The sequence below is a fragment of the Pseudomonadaceae bacterium SI-3 genome, assembly GCA_004010935.1.
In the GTDB taxonomy this organism is placed as follows: Bacteria; Pseudomonadota; Gammaproteobacteria; order Pseudomonadales; family Pseudomonadaceae; genus Stutzerimonas.
In genome coordinates this window covers 3,535,180-3,549,742 of sequence record CP026511.1, presented here as the reverse complement: position 1 = coordinate 3,549,742, position 14,563 = coordinate 3,535,180, and the positions used below count along the sequence as shown (strand labels likewise).

Genomic DNA, 14,563 nt, shown 5'->3' with positions numbered 1-14,563 from the left:
GGTTACGCCTCTCCCAGATAGGCTTTGATCACGTCCGGATTGTCACGGATCTGCTCCGGCGTGCCGTCGGCCAGCGGACAACCCTGATTGATCACGACGATGTGGTCGGAAATGCTCATGACCAGTTTCATGTCGTGCTCGATGAGCAGCACCGTGACGCCATGGGTGTCGCGCAGCATGCCGATCAGCGCCTTCAGGTCTTCGGTTTCCTTTGGGTTCAGCCCCGCTGCCGGCTCGTCGAGCATGAGGATGCGCGGGCGCGTCATCATGCAGCGCGCGATTTCCAGCCGCCGCTGCTGGCCATAGGCGAGGGTGCCGGCAGGGCGGTTGGCGATATCGGTCAGGTTGACCTGATCGAGCCAATGCGCGGCGAAATCCATCGCCTGGCGCTCGCTCTTGCGAAACGCCTTGGTCTTCAACAGGCCGGACAGAAAGCCGGTGTTCAGGTGCCGGTGTTGGGCGACCAACAAGTTCTCGATGGCAGTCATGTCCTTGAACAGGCGAACGTTCTGGAATGTACGCACCACGCCCTTGCGGGCAATCTTGTGGCCGGGCAAGCCCTGGATCGCTTCGCCGTCGAGCAGGATCTTGCCGTCGGTGGGCTGGTAGAAGCCGGTAAGGCAATTGAATACCGTGGTCTTGCCAGCGCCGTTGGGGCCGATCATCGAGACCACTTGTTTGTCATGTACGGTCAGGCCAACCCCGTTGACAGCCAAAAGGCCGCCGAAGCGCATGGTCAGGCCGCTTACTTCTAGAATCGGGCGGCTCATCGCTTCAGCTCCATGTGGGGGCGTTGCATGGGCAGCAGCCCCTGCGGACGCCAGATCATCATCAGCACCATCAAGGCGCCGAACATCAGCATGCGGTACTCGCTGAACTCACGCATCAGTTCAGGCAGCAGGATCATCACGATGGCGGCGAGAATCACCCCCAACTGCGAGCCCATGCCGCCCAGCACGACGATGGCGAGGATGATGGCCGATTCGATGAAGGTGAACGACTCCGGGGATACCAAGCCCTGGCGCGCCGCGAAAAAGCTGCCGGCGAAACCGGCAAAGGTCGCACCCAAGGTGAAGGCGGAAAGCTTGATCACGGTGGGGTTCATGCCCAGCGCGCGGCAGGCAATCTCATCTTCACGCAAGGCTTCCCAGGCGCGGCCGATGGGCATGCGCAGCAGGCGGTTGATCACGAACAGGGTCAGCAATACCAGCAGCACGGCGATCAAGTAGAGGAAGATCACCTTGTTGATGGATTGATATTCCAAACCGAAAAACTCGTGGAAGGTCTGCATGCCTTCGGCGGCGCGGCGGTCGAACGAGAGGCCGAACAGCGTCGGCTTGTCGATACCGCTGATGCCGTTCGGGCCGCCGGTGAGATCGGTCATGTTGCGCAGCAACAGACGGATGATCTCACCAAAGCCCAGGGTCACGATGGCCAGATAATCCCCGCGCAGGCGGAGCACCGGGAAGCCCAGCAGGAAGCCGAACAGCGCGGCCATGGCCCCAGCAATCGGCAACGCCACCCAGAATCCGATCCCGTAGTAGTGCGAGAGCAGGGCATAGGTATAAGCGCCAACGGCATAGAAACCGACGTAACCGAGATCCAGCAAGCCTGCCAGGCCGACCACGATGTTCAGGCCGAGGCCGAGCATCACGTAGATCAGAATCAGCGTGGCGATATCCACCGCGCCGCGTGAGCCGAAGAATGGCCACACCAGTGCGAGCAGAATCAGGCCGATGATGATGTAACGCTGGGTCGACGGCAGGGTCAGGAAGTTGCCCGCTCCGGCCGGTATGCTCGGCAGGTTAGGCGACGCCGCCCAGCCGGCCGCCGCGTGGTGACGGAACAGCTGCCAGAAGAACATCGCAACCGCACAGGCTGCGATGATCCAGAAGGTCTGAGCGTCGCTGCCATGAACTTCGAGTCGAATGCCGACAGTGGTGAGTTTCAGACCGAAAACCGGTACCGCTACGGCAAATACCAGCAGTGCGCTGAAAAATGCGGTGCGCAGATTGCGAGTCATACCTTTTCAACCTCCGGACGGCCGAGAATGCCAGTCGGACGGAACAGCAACACCAGCACCAGCAGGCTGAACGCAACCACGTCCTTGTATTGGTCACCGAAGATGTCAGCGCCGAAGGCTTCAGCTACACCCAGTACCAGGCCACCGAGCATGGCACCTGGAATGCTGCCGATACCGCCAAGTACCGCAGCGGTAAACGCCTTGATTCCGGCCAGGAAGCCGATGTGCGGGTTGATCACGCCATATTGCATGCTGATCAGAACGGCTGCGACGGCTGCCAGCGCAGCGCCGATGACGAAGGTCAGGGCGATGATGCTGTTGGTGTTGATGCCTAGCAGGTTGGCCATCTTCAGGTCTTCGGCGCAGGCGCGGCAGGCACGGCCCAGGCGCGAGCGGGAAATGAACAGAGTCAGGCCCATCATGGCGATGATGGTGACGACGAAGATCAGCACCTGCATGTAGGAAATCACCACCCCGTTCATGGCGCTTTCACCAAAGATGAAGTTGCCGGGCATCAGGTTGGGAATCGCCTTGTCTTTGGAGTCCTGGGAGAGCAGGACGACGTTCTGCAGAAAGATCGACATGCCGATAGCGGAGATCAGTGGGATCAGCCGGTTGCTTCCGCGTAGCGGTCGATAGGCGACCCGCTCGATGCTGTAGCCATAGGCGCTGGTGACGATCATGGCTGCTGCGAATGCGCCGATCATGAGGATGGGCAGCGAATCGAGCCCCATCATGGTCAGCCCGACGATGGCGATAAAGGTGACATACGAGCCGATCATGTACACCTCGCCGTGGGCGAAGTTGATCATGCCGATGATGCCGTAGACCATCGTGTAACCGATGGCTATCAAGGCATAAGTGCTGCCAACGGTCAGGCCGTTGATCAGCTGTTGGAAGTAGTGGTAAAGCTCAGGCATTACATTCTCCTGAACACCCAGCAGCCCGTGCTCGACCGCCAAGGCGGACCTGCTTCGAACACGCTGCACGGAGAATGCGGCGCCAAGGGCTATATGCGGATCACGCACGGGCCAGGTTCGAGGCGGGCCAGCTGTGCAGGCCACTCGCTTGGTTGAAGGTGTTGCTGGGGCGTCCCGTGCTTGTGGCCGGGTTGGCCCCGATCAGCTAAAACAAAGCCCACAGCGGATGCCGTGGGCTTCGGATCGGTTGTGGTTATAGGTTTACTTGGCTTCGGTCTTGGTGCCGTCCTGGTGCCATTCGTAAACCACGAAGTTGAAGTCTTTCAGGTCACCCTTCTCGTCGAACGAGAGGTTGCCGGTCGGCGTGTCGAAGGTGTTGCTGCGCAGCGCTTCGGCCACCTTGGCGGTGTCAGTGCTGCCGGCTTTCTCGATACCCTCGGCAATGACTTGAACAGCGGCGTAGGCCGGGAACACGAACGGGCCGCTCGGGTCCTGCTTCTTCGCCTTGAATGCGTCGACCAGCTTCTGGTTGCGCGGATCCTGATCGAAAGATTGCGGGAGCGTGACCAGCAGGCCTTCGGAAGCCGGGCCGGCAATGGCGGAGATTTCCTTGTTGCCTACACCTTCTGGGCCCATGAAACGGACATTCAGGCCCTTCTCCTTGGCTTGACGCAGCAGCAGGCCCAGCTCTGGGTGATAGCCGCCGTAGTAGACGAAGTCGACATTCTCCTGCTTGAGCTTGGAAATCATCGAGGAGAAGTCCTTGTCGCCAGCGTTGATGCCCTCGAACAGGCCAACCTTGACGCCTTTCTTCTCCAGGGTTTCCTTGACCGCGGTCGCAATGCCTTCGCCGTACTGCTGCTTGTCGTGGATAACAGCTACATTCTTTGGCTTGACGGTGTCTGCGATGTAGTTACCGGCGGTCGGGCCCTGCAGGCTGTCCAGACCGATGGTACGGAAGATCAGCTCGTAGCCACGAGAGGTGATGTCCGGGCTGGTCGACGCTGCGGTAATCATCAGAATGCCTTCGTCTTCATAGATATCGGACGCCGGCTGGGTGGAGCTGGAGCAGAGGTGACCAACGACGAAGCTGACCTCGTCGTTAACGATCTTGTTGGCAACCGCCACGGCCTGCTTGGGGTCGCAGGCGTCGTCATAAACGATACCTTCAAGCTGCTGACCGTTGACGCCACCTTCCTTGTTGATTTGCTCGATGGCCATCTGGGCACCGATGAACTGCATGTCCCCGTACTGCGCGACAGCCCCGGTAACCGGACCGGCCAAGCCGATCTTGATGTTGTCGGCGGCCAGCGTGTAGCTCGCTGCACCCGTCAAAGCGATAGCCATGAATAGTTTCGAAAGACGCTGCTTGGTCTTCATATGCGCTCCACTTGCATCATTATTGTTTGGATCCTGCGGGCTGCAGTGTCGTTAAGGGCTCAACGTCCCCAAACGGTACGGCAACTGTACCGGCACAGTGTAGAAGCGTCAGCACCTGTTTGCACAGTCAGGAATTCCATCCGCTTGATGAGATTTACCCGAGCGCTATCATTGCGCCCTTTTAGACCGGGTGGACCTCATGAGCGAAGATTCAAGCACTCTCTATGCCAAGCTGCTGGGTGAAACAGCCTCGATTACCTGGCAGGAGCTGCAACCGTTCTTTGCTCGTGGTGCGCTGCTGCGGGTGGCCAGTGACTTTGATCTGATCGCTGCGGCACAGGCGGTCGCCAAGGATGATCGGGAAAAAGTGACCGCATGGCTAGCAGAAGGCCATCTCGGCAAGCTTGAGGCAGGGCAGGCCCAAGACTGGCTTGAACGCGATCCGTCACTCTGGGCCGTTGTTGTTGCGCCCTGGGTGTTGGTGCAGGAAAGGGCAGCGAAGCCCAGCCTGCACTGATTCAAGTCAGTCGCTAGCTGCGCACCCAGCGCTGGCGCGCCCAGCCACTCAACGCATCGACTGCCAGTACCATCAGCAGCATGGCCAGAATGACTGTCGAGGCCTGGGCCTCTTGGAACAGGCTGAGGCTCATGTAGAGCATCTGTCCGAGGCCGCCGGCGCCGACGAAGCCGAGCACGCTGGCCATGCGGATGTTGTTCTCCCAGCGATACAGCGTATAAGCCATGATTTGCGGCCATAACGTCGGAAGGGTGCCGTAGCAGAATGCACCGATCCGCCCACTGCCGGCCAGCCGCAACGCCTCGCTTGGCGCGCTCGGTGTGTTTTCCAGGGCTTCGGCAAACAATCGACCCAGCACACCAGCTGTGTGCAGCGCCAGGGCCAGGGTGCCAGCATTCGGTCCCAGGCCCGCCGCCAGCACCATCAGCGCCGCCCAGACGAGTTCGGGTATCGCACGAAGCGCATTGAGCAGCAGCCGTGAAGCGCCCTGGGTGACCAATCCGAAGCGTCCGGAGGCTGGCAGCGCCAGTATCAAACCGAGCACAGCCGCGAGAAGCGTGCCGATGGCCGACATCGCCAGTGTTTCCAAGGCGCCGTAAGCGATTGCGCGCAGGTGCGGCGCTGACAGATCGGGGCTGAAGAAAGCAGCAGCGTATTCGCCCATTTGCACTGCGCCATCACGGCTCATCAGTGCGCTGGTGTCGAGCTGCAAGTAGGCGAACGAAGCGACCACCGCCATGATTAGAAATAGCGGTAGCGCATAGCGAGCAAGCGACTTCATACGAACCTCCTGCGCAGCAGCTGGCTGAACAGATCCGCCAGCAGCACCAGCAGGAGGAAGGTCAGCAGCATGCTCGCCACTTCGCCGCCAGCGAACATGCGCATCGACAGATCCATCTGCTGGCCCAGGCCGCCCGCACCGACAAAGCCCATGACGACCGAGGCACGGATGGCGCACTCCCAGCGATAGACCGTGTAGGACAGCATCTCGCCCGTTGCCTGTGGCAGCACGCCGTAGGCAAAGGCCTGCAGACGTGAACCGCCCGCGCCGATCAATGCGCGCGTAGGCAGCGGATCGACCGACTCGAAGATTTCTGCGTAGACCTTGCCGAGCATGCCGGCGTAGGTGATGGCGATGGCCAGCACGCCTGCGGTTGGGCCAAGGCCGACGGCCCGCACGAAGAGCAGCGCCCAGACGATTTCCGGCACGCTGCGTAGCAGGATCAGCAGCCCTCGAACGGGCCAACGAACGGCCTGCGCCCACCAGTGCGGACGGCCGCCGCGACTTAGGGCCGAAATCGACAGCGCGCGTGTTGCCAGAAGCGCGCAGGGAATGGCAACAGCCAGTGCCAGCGCCATACCCGCCGTGGCGATGGCGAGCGTTTCCAGCGTTGCACGCCCCAGCAGAAGTAGAAATTCCGTGTCATGTGCCGGAGGCCAGAAACCGGACAAAAAGGCGCCCATGGTGTCGGCGTTGCTGCCATCGACGAGCACGCTGAGATCCAGCTCGCTTAATGACAGTCCAGGCCAAAGCAGAGCCAGCGCTACCAGTGTCAGCAACAGGCGTGAGCGAGCGGCAGGGTCGCGCTGGGTGAGGGCGGGGTTCAGCATCGAGGAATATGCAGGCTCGGGCCCGGTGTCGGCTCAACGCGTGCGAAGCCATCTAGCTGGTCGTTGGCATAGAGTGCATCGAGCTCGCCCGGCGTCACGGTGTTGGATGCTTTATCGAACAGGATTCGTCCGTCACGAACGGCAATCACCCGAGGGAAATGCTCCAGCGCCAGCTCGACCGCGTGCAGGCTGGCTATGAGTGTGGCCTGGCAATGCGTGGCTTCGCGGTTTAGTACGTTCAACGAATAAGCCGCTAGCACCGGGTCCATCGCGGATACCGGCTCGTCTGCCAGCATGAGCGCCGGGCTCTGGTACAGCGCACGGGCGATGCCGACGCGCTGCAACTGACCACCGGACAACTGATCGCAGCGCTCATAGAGCTTGTCTGCCAGATCCAGCTTACCCAGTACTTCGGCTGCGCCGTTCTTGTCCAGCGGATAGACCAGACTGAGCAGACTGCGGCCGAGCGACCAGTGCCCCAGCCGCCCGGCCAGCACCGAGGTTATCACGCGTTGGCGAGGTGGCAGCGGTGGTGCCTGATGAATCAGACCGATGCGACCACGCAGTTTCTGCCGGGCACCGACTGATAACGTCCAGGGCTGGCAGCCGAGCAGTTCGAACTCACCCTTGCTCGGCTGCACGTGCGTGGCAAGCAAGCGCAACAAGGTGGTCTTGCCTGCGCCAGAGGGACCGATAAGCGCAACGCGCTCGCCTTTCGTGATCTGCAGGTCAACGTCGCGCAGTGCGACGTGACCGTTGGCATGGCAGTAGCTGACGCCGGACAGGCTCAGGGCCGGTTCGGTCTGGTTTGTTAGCGAAGTGCGTGGGCTCGAAGACACCATCGACACGCTCATTCAAGCGTGCTCGCTTGGTACTGCCCGAGCGGTCCGCAGAGTTGCAGCGGACCGACTGGCAGAACTCACTTCAACAGGCCAGCGGCGCGCGCGGCTTCCTCGATGCCTTCGTAATTTTCCGGGCGCGTTTCGATGAAGCGTGTTGCGGCCTGAAGATCAAGAATCTTCTTGTGTTCCGGGTTCTTCGGGTCGAGTTTGAGAAACGCGTTTTTGATCTTCTCGGCCAGCGCCGGCTCCAGGTTGCCGCGTACGGTCCAGTTGTAGTCGTAATAGGGCGGCGTGGTTGAGATCACCCGCACCTTGTCAGTGTCGACCTTGCCAGCCGCGACCAGCTTGTCCCAAACCGAGGCATTGAGTACGCCACCGTCGGCCTTGCCAGCCTGAACCCAGGCGGCCGTGGCGTCGTGGGCGCCGGAATAGGCGATGCGCTTGAAGAACTGCTCGGGGTCGATGCCGTCCTTGATCATGAAGTAGCGCGGCATCAGGCTGCCGGAGGTCGAGGACACGGAGCCAAACGCAAAGGTCTTGCCCTTGAGGTCCTGCAGCGTTTTAACCTCGGGATCGGCAGTGATGAATTTGCTGGTGAATTTCTCGTCCTGCTCACGCTGTACGAGCGGGATCGCATCGCCCGTTTTCAGGCGAGTCTGGACGAAGGTGAAACCGCCGAGCCAGGCCAGGTCGAGGCGGTCGGAAGCAAGTGCTTCGACAACTGCCGCGTAATCGGAGACCGGCGTGAATTTCACCGGCATGCCCAGTTCTTTTTCGAGGTATTGGCCCAGCGGTTCGAACTTGCGAATCAGCTCAGTCGGGGCTTCGTCGGGGATGGCCGATACGCGAAGTACGTCGGCGGCATGGGTGGTGGCAATAGACAACGAGAGGGCAAGGCCGGTGACGGCTGCCAGGGTGCGCTTCAGCATTGTGGTTCTCCGGTTCAATAGCGGAAAAAGCGCGCGGATTATAGAGGTAGAAGGCTGCGTCAACGCAAGCGTCTGGCCGAGATGGCGCTGCCGCTTGGCGAAACGGAGGTAAACGGCGGGGTGTGGCAAGTTTGGTGCGCTGTCTATCCGGCCGGGAACCAACATGTACTGTGCCAGCCCCCTGCGTAGGCGCAGGTGGGAATGACATGGATCAAATGATGCTCAGCTCAGAGCGGCGAATGATGGCTGTAGTGGCATTTAGATATTTAAGTGCCATCAATGTTTGACTAGAATCTCGGGCCTTCAAGGACGAGGGTTGCGGCATGAGTGATTTCAGAGAAGATAAGCGGAAGCTTCATGCGCTGCGAAAACACATCGATGCGCTCTTGGCGAGCGGCGCCGTTATTACCCAGCGGGATCCGTTAATCCTGCTCGATGGCAGTCAGGTCCTGCGGGTCGAGCACGGCATGCTCATCAGTTACTACAAATCGCTCGCACTGATCGAGCCGACCACTGACGGTGAATGGCCGGAGTCATTGCGCGAGATGGCTGCTGACCTCTGCTGCCGTCAGCTCGACGAGGCTATTGACAACGAGCTTGAAAAAAATCCGGAGAATGGCGCTTCGGTCAAGCAAGGCCAAGCGTGCTAATGCAGGACGATCAGCTAGCGGTGATGCACACCCGGGCCGGCAGATGACCGCCATGCGCTCCGAACGTCGTGAAAACCATACGTTGCGCCGGCACATCGATTATCTGATCAGCGCCGGAGCAGGCCTGACCGGGCGCTGTCCGATCACCATCGATTTTCACGAGTGCACACTCACGGTGCGTAATGGGCGGCTCTTCAATGAGACCGGCATTCGGAGCTTGGTTGCCGTCATCGCCAGGCATGTTTGGCCGTGCTCAGAATCACGGCACGTCGCTGTCGAGATTTGCCTGGGTCAGCTTGTTGATACTCGTCAGGATGACTTCGGTACCTCTGGCGAACCGAAGAGAAGCCCCATGATGCATAGCATTTCGAAGCGCTAACGCATAACGCTGCCCCCACAGAGTGACTCTGGGGCGAGTCCATAACGCAAGGTCGGTGCGGCAGATTCGAAATTACATTGTGATGCTTGTCACATTTAGTAGAATCCGCCGCCTTTATGGATGATGTCTTTTTGATATGGATTCGACCCGGGACAAGCGCGCACTCCATGCCCTGCGTAAACACATCGACGGACTGCTCGACGCGGGGGCGGTAATCACCTCGCGAGACCCGCTCACAGTTCTTTCAGCTGGCGAAACCCTAAAGGTGAAGCATGGGATGCTCGTCGGCTATACCGACATCCTGGATATGATCGAACCGGTTACCGACCATGAGTGGCCAGAGTCTTTGCGCCAAATGGCCGTAGACCTCTGCGTCAAGCAGCTCGACCAGGCTATCGAAGCGCTCAACCGCAGCAGTGCGACCGCTAAGGTGCATCTTGCCGCCAACGACGGCTCGATCACTGGCTGAATCCCCGCGCTCCCCAAATCAAAGCACCCCATTTGCGGCTTGCCGACTTGGGCTTTTGCTCTAGCCTGCTGAAAGCAGACATCGAAAACAGCCGGCACGACAACGCTGCGCCTTAATCGGATCAACGTGCGTGGATGCCTTGCAAGCGAGCTGGCTGAAGGGGAACCCATGCATTACTCAACCATGCGCCACGGCTTCATTCCGCCTTACGTACTCAGCCGGATAATTGAGCACGGCTCCGCCCCACAGCGCGAGCGAGCGCTCGACACCCTGTCCCATATTCATCATCTGCTGCCCAACCCCGGGCCACCCAACCGTCAGCCAATCGTCAGCGTGTTGCCTGAACGAGACCTGCCGGGCGAACCGCGACGCAGCATTCACGATGCAGGGCAGCAGATGTTGCTGCCTGGGATGCTGGCAAGAATCGAGGGACAGCCGCCGGTCGGCGATGCAGCGGTCGACGAGGCCTACGATGCACTCGGCAAGGCCCACGAATGCTTCTGGCAGGTGTTCGGGCGCGACTCGATCGACAATCATGGTTTCCCGCTGATCGGCACGGTGCACTACGGGGTCGGCTACGAGAATGCCTTTTGGAACGGCGCGCAGATGGTCTTCGGCGATGGTGACGGCGAGATCTTCAATCGCTTCACGCGATCTCTGGATGTCGTGGCGCACGAGCTGACTCATGGCGTCATCGAAAGCGAGGCCGGGCTGCTGTACTCCGATCAGTCCGGTGCCCTGAATGAATCGCTATCTGACGTGTTCGGCGTGTTGGTGAAACAGTTCAGCCTCAAGCAGGCAGCGGACCAGGCCGATTGGTTGATCGGCGCCGAGTTGCTGACCGACAAGGTGAGCGGCTCGGCACTGCGCTCGATGGCCAACCCCGGCAGCGCCTATGACGATCCGCTGCTGGGCAAGGACCCGCAGCCTGCGCATATGCGCGACTTTATCGACACCCGTGACGACAATGGTGGTGTTCACTTGAACTCCGGCATCCCCAATCGCGCGTTCTATCTCGCCGCTCGGGCGCTTGGTGGTTATGCCTGGGAGAAGGCTGGGCGCATCTGGTATGACACCCTCTGTGATCAGCGTTTGGCCAAGGATGCGGATTTCGTCGCGTTCGCTGGGTTGACGCTCGATAACGCGGTGATCCGCTTCGATGTCGGCAGTAGCGAGGTTCAGGCGGTAAGGCAGGCATGGACAGATGTCGGTGTCCTTGTGCCGTAAACAGGCCCCAACGAGGAGACGTCATGAAACAGCTACCACCGCTGGGCAAAGAAGCAACCGTTCGCCTCTCGCGGCAGGGCGGGTTCGCCGCGATGCAGGCACTCTCTCGGCCGCGTGAGATCGATTTCGCCAGCTGTGACGAACGCCAACGCGGCCAGATTTGCTCCGTGCTGGAAGGCTGCCTTCCGTTGGCGAGTGCTGACGCTGGGCAGGGCGATCGTCGTTACTACCAGATCGAGCTTCATTACCGCGAAAACGAGCATGACGGCGAGATGCTGCTGCAAGTCCCCGAAGAGCAAGCGCCTGGGGAGCTGGTGCGTTTGTGGGACAATGGGGAGCTGCTTTGAGGCCGGCTTGGCCATCGGCGCCAGAGCGGCGCTAGAATCCCGGGCCCGGTTTTACAGGAACCACCCGTATGTCTGATTTGCCAACGATCGCTTTTGCCGGCATCGGCCTGATGGGCCTGCCAATGTGCCGCCGGCTGCTCGCTGCCGGTTATCGATTGACGGTCTGGAACCGTTCCCCCGAAAAGTGCGCCCCCCTAATAGAGGCCGGCGCGCGACAGGCCAGCAATCCGGCCGACCTGTGCAGTGACGCAGACATGGTGCTGCTTTGTCTGGCAGACACCGCGGTGGTACGTGAGGTGGTGTTTGGTTCGGGTGGTATCGTCGAGGGAGCAAAAACGGGCCAATTGCTGGTCGATCATTCCAGTCTGGAGCCAACGGCCACGCGCGCCATGGCCGCCGAACTCGAATCCCGGAGCGGCATGCGCTGGGTCGATGCACCGGTATCCGGCGGTACGGCGGGTGCCGAGACGGGCAGCCTGGCAATCATGGCAGGCGGACGCGGCGAGGATGTCGAGCGGGTTCGGCCCGTGTTGGCACACCTCGGCCAGCGGTTGACCCACATGGGCGATGTCGGCGCCGGCCAGGTGACCAAAGCCTGTAACCAGATGATCGTCGCCTGTAATGCATTGGTCATCGCCGAAGTGGTGGCTTTGGCCGAACGCGCCGGGGTCGACGCCACTCTCATCGCGTCGGCACTGGCTGGCGGTTTCGCCGATTCCAAACCGCTGCAGATCCTCGCCCCGCAAATGGCCCACAGCGAGTTCGAGCCGGTGAAGTGGCGCGTTCGCACCCTGCTCAAGGACCTCGACACGGCCGTGCAGGTCTCTCGTGAAGCAGGCGGAGCCACGCCCATGACCGGCCTCGCCGCACAGCTGATGCGCCTGCACGGTAGTCAGGGCGAGCTGGAAAATGACCCGTCCACGCTGGTCAGGATGTTCCGGGAGCAAGATCAATGAAGATTGCAGCCAACCTGTCCATGTTGTTCACCGAACTGCCGTTGGCCGAGCGCATCATGGCCGCTCGGATTGCCGGGTTCGATGGCGTAGAAATCCAGTTTCCCTACGAGCTCCCTGCCCTGCAGCTAAAGGAGTTGCTGGAGCGTGCGGGTCTGCCGCTGGTGCTGATTAACCTGCCGGCTGGCGATTTCATGCTGGGCGGTGCGGGGCTGGTGGCGGTGCCGTCACGGCAGGCTGAGTTCGATGGGGCGCTTCAGGAAGGCCTGACCTATGCGGCCATGACGCGCCCACTGTGCGTCAACGTCTTGCCGGGCCGGCTGGCCGAAGGTGTCACGCGCGAGCAAGCCTTGGAAACCCTGATAGCCAACCTGCGCAAAAGCGCCGAGGCGTTCGCATTGCTTGGAGTTCGAGTGGTGTGCGAGGCGATCAATCCACTCGACATGCCCGGCTTTCTGATCAATACACCCGCGCATCTGCAAACGCTGCTGGAGCGCGTCGACCATCCCAATTGCCAGGCTCAGCTGGACCTTTATCACATGGCCCGTCAAGGGCTGGACGTCGCCGCGGGTATCCGGCTTCTGGGATCGCGGATAGGTCATGTGCAGTTTGCTGACTGTCCCGGCCGCGGTGCGCCCGGCACGGGTTCGATAGCGTTCGGACCGCTGCTCGAAGCGTTGCAAGCAGTGGGCTATTCCGGCTGGTTGGCGGCCGAATACCGTCCCGATAGCGCCGGCACTTCAAACAGCCTTGGTTGGCTAGAGGCTTGGCGGCAGAGCTGACCCGTCGCATCGGCCGGCATCAGCGAAAGTGATGGTGACAGACAGACGCACGTTAGAACCCTAGAGTCAGTTCCGAGAATCGGTCGGCACACGACCGACGCATAACAATAAATCGAGAGCGACGTCATGCAGCCATCCACCCAAGCCGCGAACGCCTGGCGCGTCCTGTTTCTGCTGTTTCTGGCCAACCTGTTCAATTTTTTCGATCGCACCATCCCGGCAATCATTGCCGAGCCTATCCGCCTGGAGTGGGATCTCAACGATTTCCAGCTGGGCTTGATCGGCACCGCTTTCACCATCATCTATGCGATCGCCGGCGTGCCACTGGGCCGCATGGCCGACATCGGCTCACGGCGCAAGATCATGGGCTGGGGGTTGACTGTCTGGAGCGGGCTGACCGCTGTAAACGGTCTGGCCTGGAATTTCTGGACCTTTCTGCTGGTGCGCATGGGCATCGGCATCGGTGAGGCCAGCTATGCGCCTGCGGCCAATTCGCTGATTGGCGATCTGTTTCCGGCGCACAAACGCGCTCGGGCCATGGGTATCTTCATGCTAGGGCTGCCGCTGGGTCTGCTGCTGGCCTTCTTCACCATTGGCTCGATGGTGGAATATTTCGGTAGCTGGCGCGCACCGTTCTTCATTGCGGCAGTGCCTGGTCTGGTGCTGGCGCTGTTCATCTTTTTCGTCAAGGAACCCCAGCGTGGCGCGGCGGAAACGGTGAAAGTGTCGCAGGCGCGTGTGGAGCAGCCGATTCGCAAGGTGTTCGCGATCCGCACATTCTGGTGGCTGGTGCTGGCGGGGCTGGCGTTCAACTTCGCCACCTACGCCTGCAACGCCTTCATGGTGCCGTTGCTGATGCGCTATCACGCGGTGCCGCTGGTGGAGGCGTCGATCGCCACCGGGGTGATCGTCGGCTTGACGGGTTTGGTCGGTTTAACCCTCGGCGGTTGGGTAGCAGACAAGATCCATCAACGCTTTGCCCGCGGCCGCCTGATCTTCGCCGCGGTGAGCATGCTTATCGCCACCGCTCTGACCGGGTATGCGTTGCTTGCCGGGCGGATTGAAGTGGGCGTGTTCGTCGCGGTCTTCAGTATCGGCTGGCTGTTCTCCTACAACTTTTACACCTGCGTTTACACAGCCATTCAGGACGTCGTCGAACCACGTCTGCGGGCCACAGCCATGGCTCTGTTCTTCGCCGGTCTGTATCTGCTTGGTGGTGGCATGGGCACGGTGGTGGTGGGACTTCTGTCGGACCACTTTGCCGAGTCGGCAATGCTTGCCGCAGGTGCCAGTGAGATGAGCGAAGTCTTCCGCGCCGAAGGTTTACACGGTGCGATGTACCTGATCCCCGGCTCGCTGCTGCTCACCATGGTGTTCCTGTTCCAGGCCTCCCGCACTTTCTGCCATGACGCCAAGCGCATGACGGACGGCATGACCGACTCCGCTGCCGCGGCCGCTGCCGAGCCGTCACTCGCCTAACGGCGCTCCACTGCGGCGGCGCTCGACTGCCGCAGTGGTTTGCCTGGTTGAGCCA

At 60.8% G+C, this 14,563-nt stretch carries 17 protein-coding genes; 9 read left to right on the top strand and 8 right to left on the bottom strand.

Annotation, left to right across the window (positions count from 1 at the left end):
* Positions 1-2: 2 nt before the first annotated feature.
* The 4 genes from livG to C1896_16565 form a co-directional block, all read right to left on the bottom strand.
* Positions 3-770, bottom strand: coding sequence for an ABC transporter ATP-binding protein (livG, locus tag C1896_16580; protein ID AZZ46383.1), 768 nt, complete (start codon positions 768-770; stop codon positions 3-5).
* A complete protein-coding gene (gene livM, locus C1896_16575; protein AZZ46382.1) occupies positions 767-2,023 on the bottom strand; it encodes a high-affinity branched-chain amino acid ABC transporter permease LivM in 1,257 nt (418 codons plus the stop codon). Before livM ends, livG begins: the two co-directional genes overlap by 4 nt.
* Complete coding sequence (locus C1896_16570; protein ID AZZ46381.1) at positions 2,020-2,943, bottom strand: high-affinity branched-chain amino acid ABC transporter permease LivH; 924 nt, start codon at positions 2,941-2,943, stop codon at positions 2,020-2,022. The genes livM and C1896_16570 overlap by 4 nt, the downstream gene beginning before the upstream one ends.
* A gap of 261 nt (positions 2,944-3,204) precedes the next feature.
* Complete coding sequence (locus C1896_16565; protein ID AZZ46380.1) at positions 3,205-4,323, bottom strand: branched-chain amino acid ABC transporter substrate-binding protein; 1,119 nt, start codon at positions 4,321-4,323, stop codon at positions 3,205-3,207.
* Positions 4,324-4,522: 199 nt separating this feature from the next.
* Here C1896_16565 and C1896_16560 point away from each other — a divergent pair, with 199 nt between their 5' ends.
* Positions 4,523-4,840, top strand: coding sequence for a DUF2288 domain-containing protein (locus C1896_16560; GenBank protein AZZ46379.1), 318 nt, complete (start codon positions 4,523-4,525; stop codon positions 4,838-4,840).
* Between the two features lie 13 nt (positions 4,841-4,853).
* On the opposite strand, the gene phnE is transcribed toward C1896_16560, so the two are convergent.
* The 4 genes from phnE to C1896_16540 form a co-directional block, all read right to left on the bottom strand.
* Positions 4,854-5,621: a phosphonate ABC transporter, permease protein PhnE gene (phnE, locus tag C1896_16555; GenBank protein ID AZZ46378.1), complete on the bottom strand. Its 768-nt coding sequence runs from the start codon at positions 5,619-5,621 to the stop codon at positions 4,854-4,856.
* The gene (locus tag C1896_16550) at positions 5,618-6,451 is read right to left on the bottom strand and encodes an ABC transporter permease (protein ID AZZ46377.1); all 834 of its coding nucleotides are present in this window, start codon (positions 6,449-6,451) and stop codon (positions 5,618-5,620) included. The genes phnE and C1896_16550 overlap by 4 nt, the downstream gene beginning before the upstream one ends.
* Complete coding sequence (locus C1896_16545) at positions 6,445-7,293, bottom strand: phosphonate ABC transporter (protein AZZ46376.1); 849 nt, start codon at positions 7,291-7,293, stop codon at positions 6,445-6,447. The genes C1896_16550 and C1896_16545 overlap by 7 nt, the downstream gene beginning before the upstream one ends.
* Before the next feature lie 77 nt (positions 7,294-7,370).
* A complete protein-coding gene (locus C1896_16540; protein AZZ46375.1) occupies positions 7,371-8,222 on the bottom strand; it encodes a putative selenate ABC transporter substrate-binding protein in 852 nt (283 codons plus the stop codon).
* Positions 8,223-8,545: 323 nt separating this feature from the next.
* Here C1896_16540 and C1896_16535 point away from each other — a divergent pair, with 323 nt between their 5' ends.
* The 8 genes from C1896_16535 (at position 8,546) to C1896_16500 (ending at position 14,508) form a co-directional block, all read left to right on the top strand.
* Positions 8,546-8,872, top strand: a complete 327-nt coding sequence (locus tag C1896_16535) for a hypothetical protein (GenBank protein ID AZZ46374.1) — start codon at positions 8,546-8,548, stop codon at positions 8,870-8,872.
* Between the two features lie 43 nt (positions 8,873-8,915).
* Positions 8,916-9,251 (top strand): hypothetical protein, encoded by a 336-nt coding sequence (locus C1896_16530; protein ID AZZ46373.1) that lies wholly within the window; start codon positions 8,916-8,918, stop codon positions 9,249-9,251.
* Positions 9,252-9,387: 136 nt separating this feature from the next.
* Entirely contained in the window at positions 9,388-9,720 is a 333-nt protein-coding gene (locus C1896_16525; GenBank protein AZZ46372.1) for a hypothetical protein, read from the top strand.
* A gap of 183 nt (positions 9,721-9,903) precedes the next feature.
* Entirely contained in the window at positions 9,904-10,947 is a 1,044-nt protein-coding gene (locus C1896_16520; GenBank protein ID AZZ47709.1) for a peptidase M4 family protein, read from the top strand.
* A 23-nt stretch (positions 10,948-10,970) separates the two neighbouring features.
* Complete coding sequence (locus C1896_16515; protein AZZ46371.1) at positions 10,971-11,294, top strand: hypothetical protein; 324 nt, start codon at positions 10,971-10,973, stop codon at positions 11,292-11,294.
* Positions 11,295-11,362: 68 nt separating this feature from the next.
* The gene (locus C1896_16510; GenBank protein AZZ46370.1) at positions 11,363-12,250 is read left to right on the top strand and encodes an NAD(P)-dependent oxidoreductase; all 888 of its coding nucleotides are present in this window, start codon (positions 11,363-11,365) and stop codon (positions 12,248-12,250) included.
* The gene (locus C1896_16505) at positions 12,247-13,029 is read left to right on the top strand and encodes a hydroxypyruvate isomerase (protein AZZ46369.1); all 783 of its coding nucleotides are present in this window, start codon (positions 12,247-12,249) and stop codon (positions 13,027-13,029) included. The genes C1896_16510 and C1896_16505 overlap by 4 nt, the downstream gene beginning before the upstream one ends.
* A gap of 126 nt (positions 13,030-13,155) precedes the next feature.
* A complete protein-coding gene (locus C1896_16500; protein ID AZZ46368.1) occupies positions 13,156-14,508 on the top strand; it encodes an MFS transporter in 1,353 nt (450 codons plus the stop codon).
* Positions 14,509-14,563 lie beyond the last annotated feature (55 nt).